The sequence below is a fragment of the Flavilitoribacter nigricans DSM 23189 = NBRC 102662 genome, from assembly GCF_002646595.1.
Classification (GTDB): domain Bacteria; phylum Bacteroidota; class Bacteroidia; order Chitinophagales; family Saprospiraceae; genus Flavilitoribacter; species Flavilitoribacter nigricans.
The window spans coordinates 192749-211484 of the sequence record NZ_PDUD01000004.1 but is presented as its reverse complement, the minus strand read 5'-3'; the positions used below and the strand labels follow the sequence as shown (position 1 = coordinate 211484).

The 18736-nt window shown below is 50.6% G+C and carries 16 protein-coding genes; 2 read left to right on the top strand and 14 right to left on the bottom strand.

Features of this window, described 5'->3' with window-relative positions; genetic code table 11:
• Positions 1–275 precede the first annotated feature (275 nt).
• The 9 genes from CRP01_RS04270 to CRP01_RS04230 all read right to left on the bottom strand — a co-directional run bounded on the left by CRP01_RS04270 (position 276) and on the right by CRP01_RS04230 (position 7795).
• Complete coding sequence (locus CRP01_RS04270; RefSeq protein WP_099148766.1) at positions 276–785, bottom strand: transposase; 510 nt, start codon at positions 783–785, stop codon at positions 276–278.
• A 3-nt stretch (positions 786–788) separates the two neighbouring features.
• Positions 789–1253 carry a MarR family winged helix-turn-helix transcriptional regulator gene (locus tag CRP01_RS04265; protein WP_099148765.1) on the bottom strand — a complete coding sequence of 155 codons (465 nt, stop codon included), beginning with the start codon at positions 1251–1253 and terminating at the stop codon, positions 789–791.
• 171 nt (positions 1254–1424) lie between these two features.
• Complete coding sequence (locus CRP01_RS04260) at positions 1425–1751, bottom strand: DMT family transporter (RefSeq protein WP_099148764.1); 327 nt, start codon at positions 1749–1751, stop codon at positions 1425–1427.
• Between the two features lie 122 nt (positions 1752–1873).
• Complete coding sequence (locus CRP01_RS04255; RefSeq protein ID WP_099148763.1) at positions 1874–2464, bottom strand: Crp/Fnr family transcriptional regulator; 591 nt, start codon at positions 2462–2464, stop codon at positions 1874–1876.
• Positions 2465–2551: 87 nt separating this feature from the next.
• Entirely contained in the window at positions 2552–3043 is a 492-nt protein-coding gene (locus tag CRP01_RS04250) for a hypothetical protein (RefSeq protein ID WP_099148762.1), read from the bottom strand.
• A gap of 41 nt (positions 3044–3084) precedes the next feature.
• On the bottom strand, positions 3085–4953 hold the full coding sequence (locus tag CRP01_RS04245; RefSeq protein ID WP_099148761.1) for a S8 family serine peptidase: 1869 nt from the start codon (positions 4951–4953) through the stop codon (positions 3085–3087).
• 135 nt (positions 4954–5088) lie between these two features.
• Complete coding sequence (locus CRP01_RS04240; protein ID WP_170110217.1) at positions 5089–6126, bottom strand: OmpA family protein; 1038 nt, start codon at positions 6124–6126, stop codon at positions 5089–5091.
• 335 nt (positions 6127–6461) lie between these two features.
• Positions 6462–7214, bottom strand: a complete 753-nt coding sequence (locus CRP01_RS04235; RefSeq protein WP_099148759.1) for a tetratricopeptide repeat protein — start codon at positions 7212–7214, stop codon at positions 6462–6464.
• Between the two features lie 11 nt (positions 7215–7225).
• The gene (locus CRP01_RS04230; protein ID WP_099148758.1) at positions 7226–7795 is read right to left on the bottom strand and encodes an RNA polymerase sigma factor; all 570 of its coding nucleotides are present in this window, start codon (positions 7793–7795) and stop codon (positions 7226–7228) included.
• Between the two features lie 697 nt (positions 7796–8492).
• On the opposite strand from CRP01_RS04230, the gene CRP01_RS42110 reads away from it, so the two are divergent.
• Positions 8493–8639, top strand: a complete 147-nt coding sequence (locus tag CRP01_RS42110; RefSeq protein ID WP_170110216.1) for a hypothetical protein — start codon at positions 8493–8495, stop codon at positions 8637–8639.
• 146 nt (positions 8640–8785) lie between these two features.
• Here the strand turns inward: CRP01_RS42110 and lysS are convergent, their stop codons facing one another.
• On the bottom strand, positions 8786–10228 hold the full coding sequence (gene lysS, locus CRP01_RS04225; RefSeq protein WP_099148806.1) for a lysine--tRNA ligase: 1443 nt from the start codon (positions 10226–10228) through the stop codon (positions 8786–8788).
• A 517-nt stretch (positions 10229–10745) separates the two neighbouring features.
• Between lysS and CRP01_RS04220 the strand changes: the two genes are divergently transcribed.
• On the top strand, positions 10746–11648 hold the full coding sequence (locus CRP01_RS04220; RefSeq protein WP_099148757.1) for a histone deacetylase family protein: 903 nt from the start codon (positions 10746–10748) through the stop codon (positions 11646–11648).
• Positions 11649–11665: 17 nt separating this feature from the next.
• Here CRP01_RS04220 and CRP01_RS04215 read toward each other — a convergent pair whose 3' ends face one another.
• The 4 genes from CRP01_RS04215 to CRP01_RS04200 form a co-directional block, all read right to left on the bottom strand.
• The gene (locus CRP01_RS04215) at positions 11666–13087 is read right to left on the bottom strand and encodes a hypothetical protein (protein ID WP_099148756.1); all 1422 of its coding nucleotides are present in this window, start codon (positions 13085–13087) and stop codon (positions 11666–11668) included.
• 15 nt (positions 13088–13102) lie between these two features.
• Positions 13103–13669: an RNA polymerase sigma factor gene (locus tag CRP01_RS04210; protein WP_170110215.1), complete on the bottom strand. Its 567-nt coding sequence runs from the start codon at positions 13667–13669 to the stop codon at positions 13103–13105.
• A 287-nt stretch (positions 13670–13956) separates the two neighbouring features.
• Positions 13957–16419 (bottom strand): Plug domain-containing protein, encoded by a 2463-nt coding sequence (locus CRP01_RS04205; protein ID WP_099148754.1) that lies wholly within the window; start codon positions 16417–16419, stop codon positions 13957–13959.
• Between the two features lie 102 nt (positions 16420–16521).
• On the bottom strand, positions 16522–18177 hold the full coding sequence (locus CRP01_RS04200) for a dipeptidyl-peptidase 3 family protein (protein WP_099148753.1): 1656 nt from the start codon (positions 18175–18177) through the stop codon (positions 16522–16524).
• Between the last annotated feature and the right edge of the window lie 559 nt (positions 18178–18736).

The following is an 18736-nucleotide window of genomic DNA, read 5'->3' as shown; positions in this document are numbered from 1 at the left end:
GTAATACCGATCTCCAGAACCGATGCACGGGGGTGGCTTCGGCCGGATCAGATCGGACGATAGCGTCACTGCCAAGCCCTATTAGATCAGGTTAGAAACTGTTGAAAATTATTTTGAGAAGAGACTGTCTGGAAATGTGATGCGATATGATCGCGGATCACGAATTAAAGTTAATCAGAATATCCAGAATTTTAGCTGCTTTACCGGCGTATAATATTTTTTATCGATACTACATTGCTTTGGTCCCGAAGTATAATTTAAGCGCCAGTTATGGATCAGAATACGGGTTTAAGTGCCACCAATTTCAGATAAAGCGGGATCAGCCCCAGCGAAATGGCCACGAAAAAGGCCACCCGGAGGTAATTAAGCATTTTCCAGGTGTTGGCCCGCCGGATCAGGTCGGAAGCTCCGATCGTCCCCTCGGCAACACCCTGAAATTCGATGATATTAGGCGCGAAGTAAGCCAACGTCCAGACCCGCACGGCGAAGTGCAGCGCAAATAAGAGGAGCAGTCCGTTCCGGACAGCCCCAAGCTTCCAGCAGAAAACAATGGCCAGAATGAAGGTGATCTCGTGGACGCTATGGAGAAGGATCCAGAAATTTTTCAGGCTGGCACCGTGCCGGTCCGCCAGAAACTGGAGAGAAGCCGGAGGGTGAGCGGTCCACTTGGGAACCACCACGGCCGTTTCGAAGATCTGAGCGCCGTTCATCAGAAAATACAAAAGTATAGTGATCAGAAGCCAGCTCTCGGCCCGCCCGAGGTAATTTGCCGTCAATTGGTCCATGGTCTAAGTATTTAAGTTCGCGCTTACGGCGCGCATGATGTCCGTCGCGCCCAGAAAATAGCGTTCAATAATCTCTATTTCTTCCCGGGAAAAAGTCGCCAGCAGAGCTGCCGTCTGTTCCTGGAGATCGGCAAATACGGGTTCCAGTAAAGCCATCGTCTTCCGGACATCCGGTACGACCATCACTTTTCTCCGGTCTCGTTTATCGGCCTGCCGCTTTACCAGTTTCTTTTTCTCCAGTCGGTCAATTAAGCCGGTAACGGCACCGGTGGTCAGTCCGGTCATCCCGGCTATTTCGCCGGCGGTGCAGGGGCCCTTATTGATGATCAGCCCCAGGTATTTGTGATCCGTGCCCGTTAGGCCCGCCTTACGGGCGATAGCTTCGTGCATGAGTATGGATGCATCTGAATAAGCCCGGCTGATCGCCCGAAAGTGTTCTGTCGAATCGGAGTGTGCGGAATCTCCCATTTATCTTATTTACTAATTATCTTAGTGACAAAGATAAATATTTATTAAATAGGTTGCAATAGCGCCAGATGAGAATTTTGTCTCGATTACGGTAATGGATGATGAGAACAGGCAGGAAGATGATGATCTGATCATTCCATTGCTTGCAATACTATCCTTAGGGGAGAAAAATTAATGAGATACCGCTTTCAGCCCCACTAGAGAAACGATCAGGGTGGCGGTAAAGAAGATCCTCCAGAAATTGGCCGGGTCTTTAAACACGAAGATCCCCAGCAAAACGGTACCAACGGCCCCGATGCCGGTCCAAACGGTGTAGGCCAGCCCGATCGGCAATTCCTGGGTGGCCCGGATCAGCAACAACATGCTCATGATCAGGGAAAGCAAAAAACCGGCGTACCACAAGTACATACTGTGACCATCTACCTCCTTGGCCTTGCCCAGACAGAAGGCGAAAGACACTTCAAAAAGACCGGCAAAAATTAACAGTATCCAGTTCATGGATGTGGTAGTGGTTAAACGATTTTGGCCGGTATTTCTCCCGTGGAGAAAACCGGGCCCGTAGAACCACAAAGTTCCGAAAGGACGCAGCGATTTTTTTTTACAAATGATAAAAAATGAAACTAGCCGGTAATTTCCTGGTGGGGGGAAGATGGTAGCGCCGAACGGATGCGGCTGAGACTCACCTGGGTGATCCCCAGATAAGAAGCGATGTGCCCCAATTGTACCCGCTGCAGCAGATCCGGATGATCCCGGAGTAATTCCTGATACCTTTCCGAGGCGGTACTGAACTGCCGGGAGATCAGGCGGGCTTCCGTGCGGAGGAGTTCCCGTTCGGCAAATTTGCGGCCCCAGTTGGCGATATGGATGTCTTCCGCGTAGAGACGGTGCAGGTCTTCGGATCGCAGGCAGTACAGATCGCAGTTTTCCAGCAACTCGATGTCCTCGTAGCCCGCTTTATTCTGGATGTAACTGTTCATGGAAATGACGGCTTCCCCTTCCTGGCCGAACCAGAACGTGATCTCATGATCGTTTTGGTGAGCATAGGCCCGGACGATGCCTTTCCGAATGAAATAAACCGTTTTCTCCACCCGTCTGGCTCGCAACAGGATCTTTCCTTTTGGAAAGCTGGCTTCGGTGATCTTTTCCTGGAGTTTCCGGCAGGAAGCAGCGGGGAGCGCATAGATCTGGTTCAGAATTTCGGTTATTTCCAATGGGTAGCGGTATGGATTTGTTTTAAGATGGAATACAGCGAGGGATTTAGGGCCCCTGACGAGGTTTAGATTCCCTTCCGGGATGTTTCAGGAAGAAGACGAATTCCCCAGGATCTCTCCATTTATGCCCTGGTAGATCACTTTGAAACCGTAGATGGAAGCCTCCAGTTCCAACAGATCGACCAGTTCATCGTAGTGTTCCAGGTCGGAGGCAATGATCCGCACGTAATTTTCGGGACCAAATACGGTCAGGGCAAAATGGGTGGAGCCGAAAGCGTTGGGGGTTTCCCGGATCACGATCCGGCGTACATCGGGGAAGGCAATGATCCGGGAAGTCCCGATCCTGCGGTGAAAAGTGATCTGCTCGTCACTCACCCGCAGGTGATCGTTGAGAATGTAGGAAAAATGGAGCATGAAGAGCAGGAAGCAGGAAAAAATTACGGTAAGCACTATTTTCACGCCACCGGGCGCACCGGTATCCAGCACAAAAACGGACAGCATAACGATACCGCACATCGTTAACAGCTCTCCTACTCGTTCACCGGCCCGGTATTTAAAGATTTTTTCTCGCAGTTGCATAATTGATCGTGTTTGGGGTTCTCCGGATTAGCTCCTTAAACTTACCCCAAATCTGCCAGATTTCGTGGAAATGCTCCCGGATATCCGTTCGTTTGGATACTTTTTAACAGGTTATTCACCCCGTTGCGATCGGAAAAGTGACCGACCACTACTTTATAAACAGTTTTGCCGTTCAGTTCATTGATATTCACGATGACCGGCTGACCGAATACCCGCTGCAATTTCTCCGTCTGGATCAGTACATTACCGTAATCGAAAAAGGCACCGATCTGTACGCCCCAGCCGGATGGATTTTGCCGCTTCACATCAAAACGAAAAAGTCCCTGTCCGCCGGTTACACTGTTGGCCACTTCGATCACCGGTGCGGGTTTTTCCGCCCGACGCAGGGCTTCGGCCACCGCCTTATCCGCATTGACCCGGCCGTAGCCGTATTTCACGGAGTGACCGTTGACGTACTCGGCGGGGCTACCGATCTTATCGGCCGTTTTCTGCAGGATCTCCTTGACTTCTTTAGCCGTCAGATCCGGATTAGCCGTCAGGATCAGCGCGCAAATACCGGCCACCAGCGGCGTGGAGCTGGAAGTACCCCCAAAATGTTTGTACTGGGAGCCGCGGGAACGCCCATCCCGCCAGAATTTAAATTCGCCGCTTTCCCAGCTCAGACCCTGATCCCAGGAAGCCCGGGCCGCAATGATCGGCCAGTCGCCGTTGGAGGGCGCTACCACATCCAGTTCGCGGCCCCGGTTGGAATAATTGGCGTGGGTATCCTGACTGGTACTGGCACCCACCGCGATCACGTCCGGGTGCATGGCGTAAAAATTAAGGTAATTCAGATCTTCGTTGCCGGCAGCAAAACAGATGACACATCCTTTCCCATTGCGGCCTTCGCGGGCCGCTTTGGCGATCACCTGTTCCTTGAGCGGACTGAGCGTAAAATTGGAATCGGTGGTTCCCCAACTGCAACTGATCACGTCCGCTCCGTTCTTAATACAGTAGTTAAACATTTCTTCCGTATCCCGTACACTGAACGAAGTACCGTGAATCGGCATAAAACGAGCATTGGGCGCCGAACCGACAATCCCCCGGTTATTAGAGGAAGCTACCGCCACACTGGCACAGGGCGTGCCGTGGGTATACTGCGGATTTCCCTGCGGAACGCGGTTGTTGCGGTCCCATACATTGTAGGGTTTCACCACTTTATCCCGCAGATCCGGGTGGGACAGGTCAAAACCGTTGTCAATGACCGCTACCCTTACATTGGAGGATCCGGTATTGCCCAGTCGGCGCCAGGCATCGATCACTTTGGCGTCGGCGCCTTTCCGAAGCCGGAAATTGACGTCGACCACAAAGCCGTTATTTTCCAGATGCCATTCGTGGGGGACCAGTTCGTCGCGGGGTTCGCTGAAATATTCGTCCAGCGGCATGTCCAGATCCGGTTCCGCGAGTTTGACCAGCGATATCTTCTGCAGGGCGGAAGCCACCTTGAGCGGATTGGGAGACTGGGCCGTCACGGCCACTACGATGGTCGTGTCATCCCGGCGCTCCACCAGATCAAGGGAAAATTCCTCCAACACGATCTGCTGCTCTTCGGCCCCTACCCCATCTTCAAAAATGATAAAGATCTCACCGGTGGGCACCATGGGTTTGTCGCTGCCTTCGGCGTAATATACGTGGGTGCCGACCTCCACATCATTCCGCTGCCGCACTTCATCCAGCTTTTCATCCACGCTTTTATTCTCGTGTTCCAGAGTGACGATATTGAAACCACCCAAACTGGGAATGACCTCTTCCTTTACAAAGCTTTTATCTTTTACGTCCGTTTCGTTTTCCGTCGTCTTGACCCCCACCAGTTGGGCGCTCTTTTTTACAATGATCTCTCCTTTTCCACTTCTAACGGTTATTTTGCTCATACTCTAGGTGTGTTTGGCCGCAAGGGCTTGTTTTCATTTATGGGTAATGATAATTTGCAATATAGCTTTTTTAAAGGAATGTAAAACGGTCTGAAGGTCACCGAAAAAGACGGTACTCAGCACCGTTAAACCTCTTTATTTTTTCTCCTGTCCGATCACCCGGATCTCCACCCGGCGGTTGAGCGCCTGTTCCCTTTCCGAACGGGCGTAGGGGTAGCGCATCTGGGTATTCCCGTATCCCTCGTAAGAGATGCGGGTGCTGTCTACGTTGTTTTGCAACAGGTAATCGTAGATCAATTTGGCCCGCGCCTCGGACAACTGCCAGTTCCAGGAATCTTTGGGTACCGGCGGGCTGTTCGGGCGATTGATGTGCCCGGCGATCTCGATCCGCAGATGGGGGTTGACTTCCATGAAACGCAGCACTTTCGGCAATTCGGGTTCGGAGCGCTTCAGCAGGATCGCCTGATTGCCCACGAAATACAGATTGCTGATGTCGGCTACTTCCCCCTCTTTGGCCGACGGCAGTTCCATATTGACCACTACGCCCTCTTCCACCTTAAACATTTCCGACTCGAAAAAGTGGTCTTTTGCGAAAACATCCACACCGATCACCGTATTATCGGGAACCGGATGGCGGAATTTGCCCACCGTATCGGTCCGCAGCGAATCCTGAAAATCCTTGCCCCGCAGGACGATATCCGCCTGGATCCCATCTCCGGTCACTTCGTCCCGCACCTGGCCCTCCAGGTAACGCATCCGGCGGGCTTCGTAGAAGTCCAGAGTAACGCGGCGGTTGAGCTGGCGTCCTTCCTCGCTGTCGTTTTCTGCCACCGGAATACTCTCCCCAAAGGTTTCAACAACCAGGGTGGAATCGGGCAGGCCCAGCGCTAAAAGGGCCGTGCGCACACTCGCCGCCCGTTCGCGGGAAAGCGCTTCGTTGCTCTCATCCTGGCCGATCGCATCCGTATGGGCCGTCAAATGGATCTTGAGGCCCGGACGGTTGCTGACCGTTGCCGGGATCTCGGCCAGTACCGAATCGGCTTCCGGCCGGAGTTCAGCCTTACCAAAATCAAAATAAACAACTCTGGAGTCGATCAGGGTAAGCGAGTCGAAAGTTGCCTGCGACCGGAGCATGGCCGGCAGGAATAACAAAAGGGGTAATAAAAATCGCATATTGAAGGGTTTAAATCCTGAATACGCTATAACCGGAAACGGATCCCGCTTTGGCCCTGCAGACTGATCTGGCTGGATTGTGATGTGCATTGCCCCGGATGTAAGCACAAATGACTTTAAAAACTGTGCTCAATCCGGATACAGCGTATTAAGTAATCTAAGTTGCGGAGCAACTTAGGTAGAGGGTATAGCGTAGAGGGATTGACTATCGTTAGAATGGAACAGAATCGCTCATTTTAACGGTTGCAGTCTTTCTATGCTCTACCATCTGCTCTCTACAATTCAGGTTCGCAACTTGAATTAAGTAAATAACGCGATTTTTACGAAATGTTACATCAATAGAGCATATTAATTAGCTTTTCGGCATCATCGGCGCCAAAGCCGCCCGTGCGGACGAGTTGGTCCAGATAAGGGCGGGCCGCGGTTTTTTCTTCCATTTGAAGATAGGCCAGGGCCAGATACCAGGCCGCTTCGCTCTTTACACTTTGGTCCGTGCCGTCGGCGAGCGGCTTCAGGGTATTCACCGCGTCTGCGGCGGCATTGGCCCCCACCTGACTGACGCCCAGATAGAGCTGGTAGCTGAGTTCTCCGGGAGCGAGTTCCGTCAGCGCTTCGAACTGCTCGGCGGCCGCTTCGTACTCGCCGGCGATGTAGGCCTGATTGGCCGACTTGCGAATAACTTGGGCGTCGCCGGAATCCAGGCTCATAAAAGCCTGAACGGGCAATTGCTCAAAATTTTCGGAAGCCAGTTCCGCCCCGGAAGGCGTCTGGAAGGACCACCAGCCGAAAAAGCCGATGAGTAACAAGAGGCTGGCGGCAATGGCCAGGTTTTGCGGACTTTTAAGTACGCGCAGCCATCTTCCGCCGGTAGCGGGTTTCCAGTTTGCGTTGACCTCCTGCAGGGTCTTGCGAAATTGGTGAATGCGGTCGCCGGCCAGGGTTTCGGCCAGCTCCTGGTGGAGGGTAACTGCGGAAGCTAATTCGGGGTCGTTATTAAGTTTTTGGTTAAACTCATCCATTTCCCCGGGAGTCATAGCCCCTTGCAGGTAGCGCTCTATGCGGTCGTATTGTTCTGCTAAAGAGGACATTTTCTGTGATTTTAGAGTTCTTTAAATACCGGGTCCTGGTGTACAGCATCGATCAGCTTATTCTTACATTCGAACTTTTTCTTTTTAATGAAGGATTCGGATGTGTCGAGCCGCTTGGCGATATCTTTCATGGGAATTTTATCAAAATACCAGCTCAATATCTTTTTGCATTTATCTCCCAGCTTATCGAAACAGCGGAAATAGGTACGGTCCCGTTCCATGCGTTCCAGATCCAGTCCCAGCGTTTCGGAAGTAGAGGCGTGCTCTACCATATCCGTTGGGGCCTGCAGAGAGATCCGCTTGGACTTACGCAAATTGCGCAGCCAGAGATTACGACAGATCACCTGTATGTAGGTGCGCAGCGCTACGGTCAGTTCCAGATCATTATCGAGTAACTTGCGGTAGACGGCGATCAAAGCTTCCTGAAAAAGATCCCGGGCATCGGCTTCCGATCCGTTGTTGCGCCGGACGTAATAAATGATGTCCGGCAGGTAGGCGTCGTAAAGTGCCTTCACCTTACGGGGATCCCCGGATCGCAATCCGTCCAGTAATTCTTGATCCGCTTTATCAGTCGTATTCATTATAGGATACCATTTTAAGGAGAATGGTTACGGCAAAAAACGAAAAAAATAAAAAAAAGTAAAAAAGGCGGTAACCTTTGCGGATGCCAAGATATAATAAGACGTGAACCCGCAAGAGGGTCACAACATAAGCCCAAAAAACACTTGACATTAGCATTTGCAAATTATCGGAATCGTCTTGTCACTGACTCCGGGGTAACCGACCAAATTTCAGTAAGCGTGTAAACACCTAAAACCCATTAACCCCGAAAACCTCAGACCTCAGCTTTGAAACCCCAAATAGTGGTTTCTCGGATGATCAGTGGCAAGCAGCCGGTAAGTTCTTTATTTCGTTTGACACGGTAAAACTAAATCTCGCTTTTAGGAATTCTCACTGTCATTCCTATTGTAGAATACCCCTAAAAACGGGAGGTAAGATTCATGGCACTATGTGTGCTTTTTTACCAACATCATCCCATTAAAGTAACCCCAGAATCCCCTGATTCCCGCCGGGCGGGAATCTTTTTGAAATTTATTCGTTTGGGCTCCTTGCGGTTCTTTGTAACCCGGAAGCACTTACAGCGTACAATAGGCAGAAAATAGGAGAAAAATGGGCCAACGGCTCATATTTTGCCGGTAAATACTCTTTTACCAGCTATTCTCTGCCCCTTTAACCTTAACTTGTACCCTATTCGTTCATCCTTAAAAAACCCATATTATGAGAGAGCGTTGGTTCTTTAACGACACCGAAGGTACCTCAACCGGAGATTCCGGCGGAACAACCACCAACCCCGACACTACCCCAACTACCGATGATCCGGGCCGTACCGATACGGACACCATCCCTAAGAAAAAAGCAGAGTAAAAAATAGCTATTTTCTTAGAAGTACCCCAAAACTAAACAGGTCTTTTGGAATAATCCAGAAGACCTGTTTTTTTATCGGTACTCAGCGCGAAGCGGTTCGGGAAAATCCCCAACCGCTTCGGCCATGCTATGTTTCACCTAAAGGATCAGGCTTTCGCCTCCTTATCCTGCTTTTTCTTCTCCGCCTTCATCTGCGGGAAGAACAGCACCTCCTGAATGGACGACTGATTGGTCAGCAACATGGTCAGCCGGTCGATCCCGATACCCAGGCCGGAAGTCGGCGGCATACCGTATTCCAGAGCCCGCAGGAAATCTTCGTCCAGGGCCATTGCTTCTTCGTCACCGCGGGCCGCGAGTCCCAATTGTTCCTCGAAACGTTCGCGCTGATCGATCGGATCGTTCAGCTCGGAATAGGCATTGGCGATCTCCTTACCGTTCACAAAAAGCTCAAAGCGCTCCACCAGTCCTTCCGTGGTCCGGTGTTTTTTGGCCAGCGGCGTCATCTCGATCGGGTAATCGGTGATGTAGGTCGGCTGGATCAGATGCGCCTCCACTTTTTCACCGAAGATCTCATCGATCAGTTTTCCGCGTCCCATGGACGGGTCCACTTCGATGTGCAATTGCTTGCAGAGGTCCCGCAGTTGTGCTTCGTCCATGCCGGAAATATCCACTCCGGTATATTCTTTGATGGAGTCGTACATGCTTAAACGGCGGTACGGGCCCGCAAAGTCGATGGTATGTTCACCAACCTGTACTTTGGTTTCTCCGTCGTTGACTTCCCGGGTGATGTACTCCAGACATTCTTCCACCATTTCCATCATCCAGTTGTAATCCTTGTAGGCCACGTAGATCTCCATGGAGGTAAACTCGGGATTATGCGTACGGTCCATCCCTTCGTTCCGGAACATCTTGCCGATCTCGTACACCCCGTCGTAGCCGCCTACGATCAGGCGCTTCAGATACAGCTCATTGGCGATCCGCATGAACAGCTTCATGTCCAGGGTGTTATGGTGGGTGGCAAACGGCCGGGCCGCAGCGCCACCGTGGACCACCTGCAGTACGGGCGTTTCCACTTCCAGCCAGCCCTGCTGGTCGAAATAACGACGCATGGCGGAGATGATCCGGCTTCGCTTAACGAAAATCTCCTTATTGGTCGGATTAACCGTCAGATCCACGTACCGCTGGCGGTAACGCAATTCCGGGTCGGTGAATGCATCGTGAACGTTGCCTTCTTTATCCCGCTTTACAATGGGCAGTGGACGCAGCGCCTTACTCAGGAAAGAGAGTCCGGTAACGTGCAGGGTCAACTCACCCGTCTGGGTAGAAAATAAAAAGCCCTTCACGCCGATGAAATCACCGATATCCAGCAGTTTCATCAGCTGATTGTAGCGCTCTTTTTCTTCATCATCGCTGCCGACCTCCCCTTTGCGGAGGTACAGCTGAATGCGTCCGTAGTTATCCTGCAACTGAGCGAAAGGTCCGCGCTGCCCCATGAACCGGCCGGCCATACTCACCTCGCCGATCTGGTCTTTGTGGAATTCCCCCAGAGCTGCATCGCGCAGGCCGCCGACGAATTCCTCCAGCGCCATCGGTCCTTTTCCCGTGGCCGCATCAAAGTCTACGGTCTCGCTCAGATCGAAATCTTCCGCGTCCAGCAGCGCCTGAGATTTAAATCGATTTTTAGCCAGGATATCCATAGCTGCCTTCGCCTTTTCTTCTCCCAGTCCCTTGATCTTGGCAATTTCTTTTACCAGATTCTGTTTCAACGCCGCACTGGAAAAGTCCGTCGATTTAAAATTGACCTCAAACTGCTCCGCCGGATAGGGATCAAAACCCAGGTCGCGGATCTTTTGCAGATTTTCTCTCCTTACGATTTCCTGATCGCTCAACATTTGTTGATGATTTGATTTTATGATGATGAGATGAGCCGATGGTTCAATTTTGCGATCCTTTGGTTTCCCCGTTCAGGGAATTTGATCACGGTGGGTCTAGAGCCAACAGATCATCAATAAAAAATAGGTGCAAAAATAGTAGTTTTTGCGAATTTGTCCATATCAACCATTTTGATACTTTTTTGGTTCGTATAACGGAAAGGAAACTGACAACATGCTGAAGATCGCATTTTCACCAATATACAAGTATCAATTACCCGAAGGGCACCGCTTCCCCATGGTCAAATACGAGCTGGTTCCCGAACAACTCCTCTACGAAGGTACCGTGACCCAAAGTAACTTTTTTCATCCGGAACCGCTCACGGAAGACCAGATCCTGCTGACGCACAGCCCCGCTTATTGGAACAAGCTACAGGAACAGAAATTGAGCGTTAAGGAAGTCCGGGCCATCGGGTTTCCCATGCGACCGGAACTCGTCTGGCGGGGGCGCCACATCGCCCAGGGCACGATCGACTGCGCCCGCTACGCCCGGCAATACGGGGTTTCGCTCAATATCGCCGGAGGTACTCATCACGCCTTTGCCGACCGGGGGGAAGGGTTCTGCGTTTTCAACGACATTGCCATTGCTGCCAACTATCTGCTTGTTACCGGTGAGGCGACCAAGATCCTCGTGATCGACCTGGATGTCCATCAGGGTAACGGTACCGCATCCATTTTTCAGCACGAGGATCGCGTCTTTACTTTCAGTATGCACGGAGAAAAAAACTATCCCCTGCGCAAGGAACGATCCGATCTGGATATCCCGCTTCCGGATAAAACGACCGATAAACCCTATCTGAAGATCCTAAAGGAGACCCTGCCCCGGCTGATTGACGAAGTCCAGCCGGACCTCGCCTTCTACCTGTCCGGCGTGGACGTGCTGGAAAGTGACCGTCTGGGCCGGCTGAGCCTGAGCCTGCAGGGGTGTAAAGAGCGGGATCGCTACGTTTTCCAGACCTGTAAAAAGAATAATCTGCCGGTAGCGGTCAGTATGGGTGGTGGGTATTCGCCCCGGATCGCGGCGATTATTGATGCGCATGCGAATACGTACAGAGTAGCTTCGGAGATCTATCTCTAATGTACAGTTCCTGATAATCACCAGGAGTGACGTATGCCCAGGCCTAGTCCCAGGCTGGGACCGGCGTTATGTTCCCTAAATAATTCAGTAATTAACAGATGGCCTTCTATACTGATTTGCTCGGAAATCCGATACTGTAAAGCAGATTCCAGGTAAAACCCAAGTGCAGCGCTTAAAGATCTGACATCAACTTTTCGCTCCAGATTCTGGTAGGATTGTTCCGGAAAATAAGCGTAGTATTCACTTTGGATGTGGTTCCCAAAAGCAACAAACGTATTCAGTCCTATGGTTGGTTGCCATTTAGTATCCCGAAAAAAAGTATAATCCACACCGAAATCTGCGATCAGATGCTGTATAAGACCTTTTTCCGTATAATAGAACACATTTGGTATTTGATTGACCAGTCCGTCCATTCCGGCATTACCGTAATTTTGCCAGCTATAGATCAATCCCAGCTTGGCCCCCAGACCGGACGAGAATTTTCGGTGAATATTCATCCTCAAATATTTATAAGAGGTCTCTACCGTTTTTTCGCTGTACTGCCCACCGAAAAACAATTGCAAGGTATCACCATTCGGGAAACTGTAGACTCTGCCGAGATCGGGGTTGCCGGCGATGGTATTGTAATATTCGATTTTACGAATCTTGCTTCGCAGTAAACTACCAAAATTCAAACTGAGGCTCCAACGCGGGGCAGCCTGCTCCCGGATATAGGGTTGCGGAAGATCGGGAAGAATAGAGGTGAATAATATAGCAGTGGCCTCCGAGCCACCGGTGGATTTGATAGAAGCCCCTGTTATCTTTTCGGTTACCTTGAATCGTGCGGGCAAGGCTTGCAGGACATACTCACCAGCCGGGATGGACGAATCCTTTGAAGCTGAGAAATTGGATGTTTTTATATTTTCTGCCTTTGCAAAAACAGGTCCGGTTTCTTGTACAGTCGGTAACTGTTCCTTTTCATCTGAAACAGCATCTCGCACTTTGTCTTTCACTTCGTTTATTGCCTGATCTTGCCCTGTAGGAGATTTAACCCGGGACAGCTTTGGCGCTGCTGTGGGTGATTCGATAGGAAGTACTGATTCTTTCTCCGGTTTCGCTGTCCTCCGTTTTTCTGAAACAATAGAAGCTGATGTTATTTGGCTTTCGGGGGACTGATCGGATTCCAACGCGGAATTAGTTTCTGCAACGATACGCTCCTGTTCGGGAGTTCTCTTCTCGGCAATTGGTTGATCCTGCCGGTTATCAGCAAAGAAATAAAGGAAGCAACCGACCGCCAAAAACACCAGTAAGATGATGCTGATTTTACGCCAGATTAGAAGCAACTGCCTTTTTTGCTGGTTATCGAGCGCTTGCTCTAATTTATTCCAACCACCTTCACGAACCGGGAACTCCCGATCCGTACGTATACTTTGTCTGAATATTTCTTTTAATTCGTCCATGATGTTGGGAAATTTCTAATAAAACCCTTTATAAATTGCCTCTCTGGAACGAAGCATTTTCTGAAGCTTTTGTTTGGCTCTGGACAGGTTCGATTTGGAAGTACCTGTGCTTATCTCCAGGAGCGCAGCAATTTCATCGTGGCTGTAACCTTCCAGTACGAAAAGATTGAATACCAAGCGATACTGGGGAGGGAGTTGTTGCAATAGCAAGACGACATCGGCTTTTTCCAATCGGGCAATCGCCTTATTTTCTTCAATATCAATAGATTCCGAAAATAAAGTTTCCTTCCTTTGGGTCCATTTCGCCCTGCTGCGATAACGGTCAATGGCGGTTCGTACGATAATACTGCGAAACCAGGCGCGGAAAGCAGACGGTTCGCTCAACTGGTCAACGGATTTATACATTTTGAGAAAGGCATCATGCAAAGCTTCTTCGGCTAAAGGGCGCTCGGGTAGATAGTGGAGACAAATCGTAAGACCGTAACTGTAATAGCGATAATAGATCGCTTTTTGGGCCCAACGCTTTCCCCGCTTACAGGCGAGCAGTAGTTCTACGTCTGATTTTTCATTTTTCTTACTCACTGGAATTATTGTCTTCTTTTGAATACCCCTTCGTGCAGTTTTTCGTCACAAGTCACATTAACTGATATTTTAGAGAATGAACTGACCGGTCGCCTCGACTATTAAAACACACATCAAATCTCAGGTCCGTAATTAAAAATGCACCTCAACCGTCAATGATTCAGGAACTGTAGATTCGTTCCTTTTAGACTAGACGAATGAAGTGCTATTTTGGGTTGCGTACCTTAACTTAGAAGTTATCCCAGCAGATCTCGATCGGGCCGGATCGTTACCGGAAAGGATAAAATTCAAGGAGCCAATTCAAAGCGCTGGGTATAAAAGAACGGCACCCCGCCTTCCGTAATACCCTCTACTACAATTCGATAGACCCCGGGCCGGTCTCCAACATAAAATGTTCGCTCCACCGGTGCATCACCTGTGCTAATTACAGGATCCCAGAAAAGCGTAGTCCGAAGATCCGGTTGGTCTCCAGCTGCACCAGTCGACGGATAAGCCGGACTGAAGAACGTTCTGGCCTGATAATACCCGGGATGGGATAAGGTAATGATCCCCGGTGTAGGGATCTTTCGTTCTCCGGGATTTTTGGACACCAGAGAAATGACCACCGGATCATCGGAATAGGCTGAAGCATAGGTGTCCTCCAGCACCTCAATGACCGCAATATCATCCGGATTGGTAGATTCCAGCATAGCGGTGGGAATTTTTCGACCATCCAGTAAGATGGCCGCTTTGACGCGCTGGGAGAAACGACCGTAGAAGATCTCCTGCCGGCCGTTTTCCCGGCTCATGGTAGTACCGGGTACCATTCTTCGGATCAGATCGTAGATGTTATTACTCGAAGCTACTGAGAACAGAGGATCATCCGTCAGGAATTTTTGAGTATTGTCGAAATAGAATAATCCCTTTTCCTCGTACCGTTTTTGAATGGCTCTTTCCCTTAACTGGGCCCGGTTCAGACCGGACCGCACCGTAACCGTCTCCAGATCGATCGACCAGATCGATTCATTCAGGGAATCTGTCCGCAATGAGCGCTCTACCTCGTCTGCATATCGACGAAGGCGGTTTTCCGGATACAGAAAACTACCGGAGAAACCGATCGTGCTGTCGAAGGGTGGTGCCTCCGGCTGTAACAGTTCTATATCGACCAGTTTACTGCCGGCTCGCCGGAATTCTCCAGCTTTCAGCTTTTGCTTTTTGCGGGCATTGTGGAGATTGGCCTGGATCAGAATGTCCGTCGTATCCCGAAAGTTGAATCCTTCAAAATAGAATAAGCCGTTTTCGGAAGTCGTCAGATCCACCGCTGTCAACTGATCGGAAGAAAGTACCTGGAGCATGACGTCAGCCTGTACCGGTTTTCGCTGCCCCTGCCGGGTGACCTTGCCCGCAATGGTGAGATGCTGTTCCCGGGGAAAATTGATGGGAGGCAGGCGTTCGGCCAGCACATCCTGCCAGTGGAACCGACGCCAGCCGTGCGTCATTAGCAACAGGTCCAGCAAAGCGTTCACTTTCGGACTGTCTTCGGCAAAATACTGCTGAATATTGTGAATGGAACCGCGAAGATCGGATTGCAGGAGCAGGTAATTGACCAGATTGAGGTTTTCCGGTACCGCAGCGGTGGGAATATCCTGATACACGCTGACTGATAGTTTGGCCCGCACCGCATTCTGCGAACGTTTGGCCGACAATGCCAGTTTCACCGGTTCTTTCGCCGAATAAACCGGCTTATCGGTCCGGATATCAACTTCCACCCGTTCCTTTGGGGATTTATTAAACACAAGGCGCTCACAGACCGGCCGCTGTTGCGCATCGAATAGGGTAAAATGAACGATACCGGACGGTAGTTCTGCTTTCGGGAAGGTAAACCGCCGGAGACTGTCTCCGGTAAATTCATGGGTATAGAAGATCTGTCCCCGGATGTGGCCAAGCAGGGTGGCGCCGTTTAGAAGTCCCGGTTGGTTCGCCTCTACACTGACCAGGATGTGTTCCAGCGACCGACTGTCGGCATTCAGCTGAAAGCCCTTCCTGAGGGCCGGTGGCAAATTGAATAGATACTCCTCTCCCCGATGGATCACTTTAAGGGAATAATGTTGTCCGGGTTCCGGTCGGAGTTTAAACAAACCGATCCCCTCATGGAGACTGCTTAAGTTAGTCACCCTTTGCCCCACCTGATCCACTATGATCCCCTCGACGAAGACGGGATTACCGAGATCGTTTTCCGCTTTGAAGGCAATGGTATTTTCCAGTCCGGAAATTAGTTCACCACTTTCCGGAAAAAAGCTCACGGTCAGTTCATTCCCCCGATCCTTTACCGATTTGATCTCCGGAGCTTTATCCAGGAGCAGGATCTCCTTCTGAAAAAAGAAATGAGGATCAAAATTTTGCTGGTAGCGGGAATAAATGCGGAGGGTGTAGGCTCCGGCCGGATCTTCAATACCAGTAGGAATATCCAAAGTGGCAGTTCCATCGACGGCCTGAAGGGTGTAAGCGGTTAGGCAATTGCCCTCCGGATCGATCCATTCCGCGTACACCACCGCCGTACCCGAAAATGGCATATGGGTCCGGCCGTCAACCAGATAGAGCTTGCACCAGATGGTTTCGCCGGGCACATAATAGGGCTTGTCGTGTGCCGCGTAAACCTTTTCGACCGAGAGGTGATCGAAATACCGGGTTGCTTTCTCCCGTATACCCTGGCCGTAACTCTTCATCGAAATGAATAGCAAAACCAGCAAAAAACATCGATGCCAGGTCATTCTCCCTTTCTTGTGTTTCCCATAGGTAGGGTGTTGAAGGCTCCCGGAAAAATGCAGCAAGCCGGGAGCCAAAACTAATGAGGTTGTTAATCGCTGATCATACTATAAGCCCAATACTTCCACGCCCTGCTCAAATACAATATCCACCGGGATATTCTGGTCGGAGAGCCGGTCAAGATCGCTTTGCAGTCCGGATCCGATCACGCCTTTTTCGGCGACCAGTCGGGCCACACCGTCGTAGTCGCCATCGCCCTGCAGGGTGAGGATCATGCGCGAGAGTTCGGTGACGGCCGCTTCGAATTTTTCAAAATCCACGGCGTACTGGCCGGTGGCTTCATCGTAGCGGAAGGCGTCTTTTTCTTTGAAGAAGTTGAAGCGGATCATATTGGCTTTGCCGTGCGCGCTGGCCGCTCCAAAACGGACCGACCGGAAAATACCGGCCATAAAGGTGACGTAGTAGTCGTGCAGATCGCCGTCCAGTTCCCCTTTGTCGTGCAATTGCTTGATCATGTACAAGCCGAGGATATCCGCCTTGCCTTCCTCCAGGGCACTGGAGTGTTCCTCCAGCGCTTTGCGGACGGTGCCGCTGCCGTTTACCACATTTTTGATGCCCAAACCGTGGGCCACTTCGTGAAACATTGTATTGGCAAAAAATGCGTCGAAGGTAATGTGCTGGCGTTGTTCCGGAGCGATCAGCACTTCGGAGATCGGTACAAGGATCTTGTCAAATTTGGCCCGCATGGCATTTTTCAACTGCAGGCGCCGGGAGCCCTTTTCCGCCTGCACTTCCTCGTCATTCGGCAGGTTGATGGCAATCGTTTTGGACCCGGAATTGCAATCCCCGGCATAGAAGACCACATCGTAGGCGTTGAGCTCAGAATCGGTACCCGGAGACTCTGCCTTGTACTGATCCGGCACCGGCAGGCCGCGTTGCAGTTCGGGTAGGAAAGCTGCGTACTTAGCCAGGCGTTCGCTCCATTCCATGTCCTTCACCAGCACGTAGGCTTCGTGGGCGGCTTTGTAGTTGTAAAGGTTATCCTCGTAGTTCTCGATCGGACCGATCACAACGTCGATCTGATTGTCCTTCATGTCCATCCAGTCCATATCGCTGGGCTGGTAATCGTCGTTCAGGAAAGCTTCGGCCCGCGACAGCAGGTATTTTTTCAGAGCGGCATTATCCGCCAGATCGGCGGCCTTTTTCAGCAGATCCGAGGCCTCCTGTACCTGGGCGGCAAATTGCTGGTGGTAGGGGATCGTATACAGGCTTCCGTCCTCTTTGCGTCGGACGAAGGTGTACAGACTGGTCCCTTCCGGCAATTCCGCCATTTCAAATTCTTTCTTGGTCATATCCTCGGGGTAGAAATTCGCGCCGGCCGGTTTGGCTCCGATACCCGCAACGAAGGGTTCATTGCCGTCGAGTCGATCCCAGGGGCCGTAGTTGATCTCCGCGTAGCGTTTTACCAGGGGATCTTTCAGTTGTTCCATCAAAGCTCCTTTATCGCCGTAGGCTTCGTACCAGAACAGGTCGTTCATGATCTTGCCGGCATCGATCAAAACGGCGATCATTTCCTTTTGCTTATCCGTTAATTTACTGAGGTCGGTGGATAGACGTACCGTAGCGTACTGATCTATTTTTTTCTCAATTTCCGTTCGGACATCGGTTTCGGTGGGCGTTTCCTCCGCCGGAGTTTCGGTCTCTGCGCAACCCGCAGTCAAAATGACAGAAAAAGCGAAGAGATAGATGGCAATCCTATACATGCTTTGAATATTTGGTGGTTTACAAATATCGGAAATTCGGAGGATAAGAAAATGCCTGACGTTTTAGAGGATTAAGATAGGGTAAAGATACACCATGGGCTGAGGGAGGGATTTCCCACCCTCAACCGCCGCCGCCGATCGTCCTCTACCTGCTTGCCGGGTAAAAAGGCATACCTCTCCCCTGCTGCGAGGTGGAACGATCGCAGTTTAAAAAATCCCGTTCCTACGCGGTGATGGATCCAATCGCCCGCGAAAATTCCGGTCTATGTAACTCACTATATGGGAAAAAACCTTCGATTTACGCACCATCTTCCGGTGGGCGTCGTTCAAGAGATAAAAAGCGATGAGTAGGGTAAAAGACCATTAACCTCAAATATAAATAATTTGAGTTTAATTTTAAATTAAAAAACTTTTTTATTTGATATAGTTTCTCATCCGCTGGAGATCGGACTGGAATCCCATCGTTTTTTCCCGTAAATTGATACCTTCTCCAACCCCTTCCCCATACTGCCAAAAAAGCAGTCTTTTTCACAAATTCAATGCCATTTTGACATCCAGC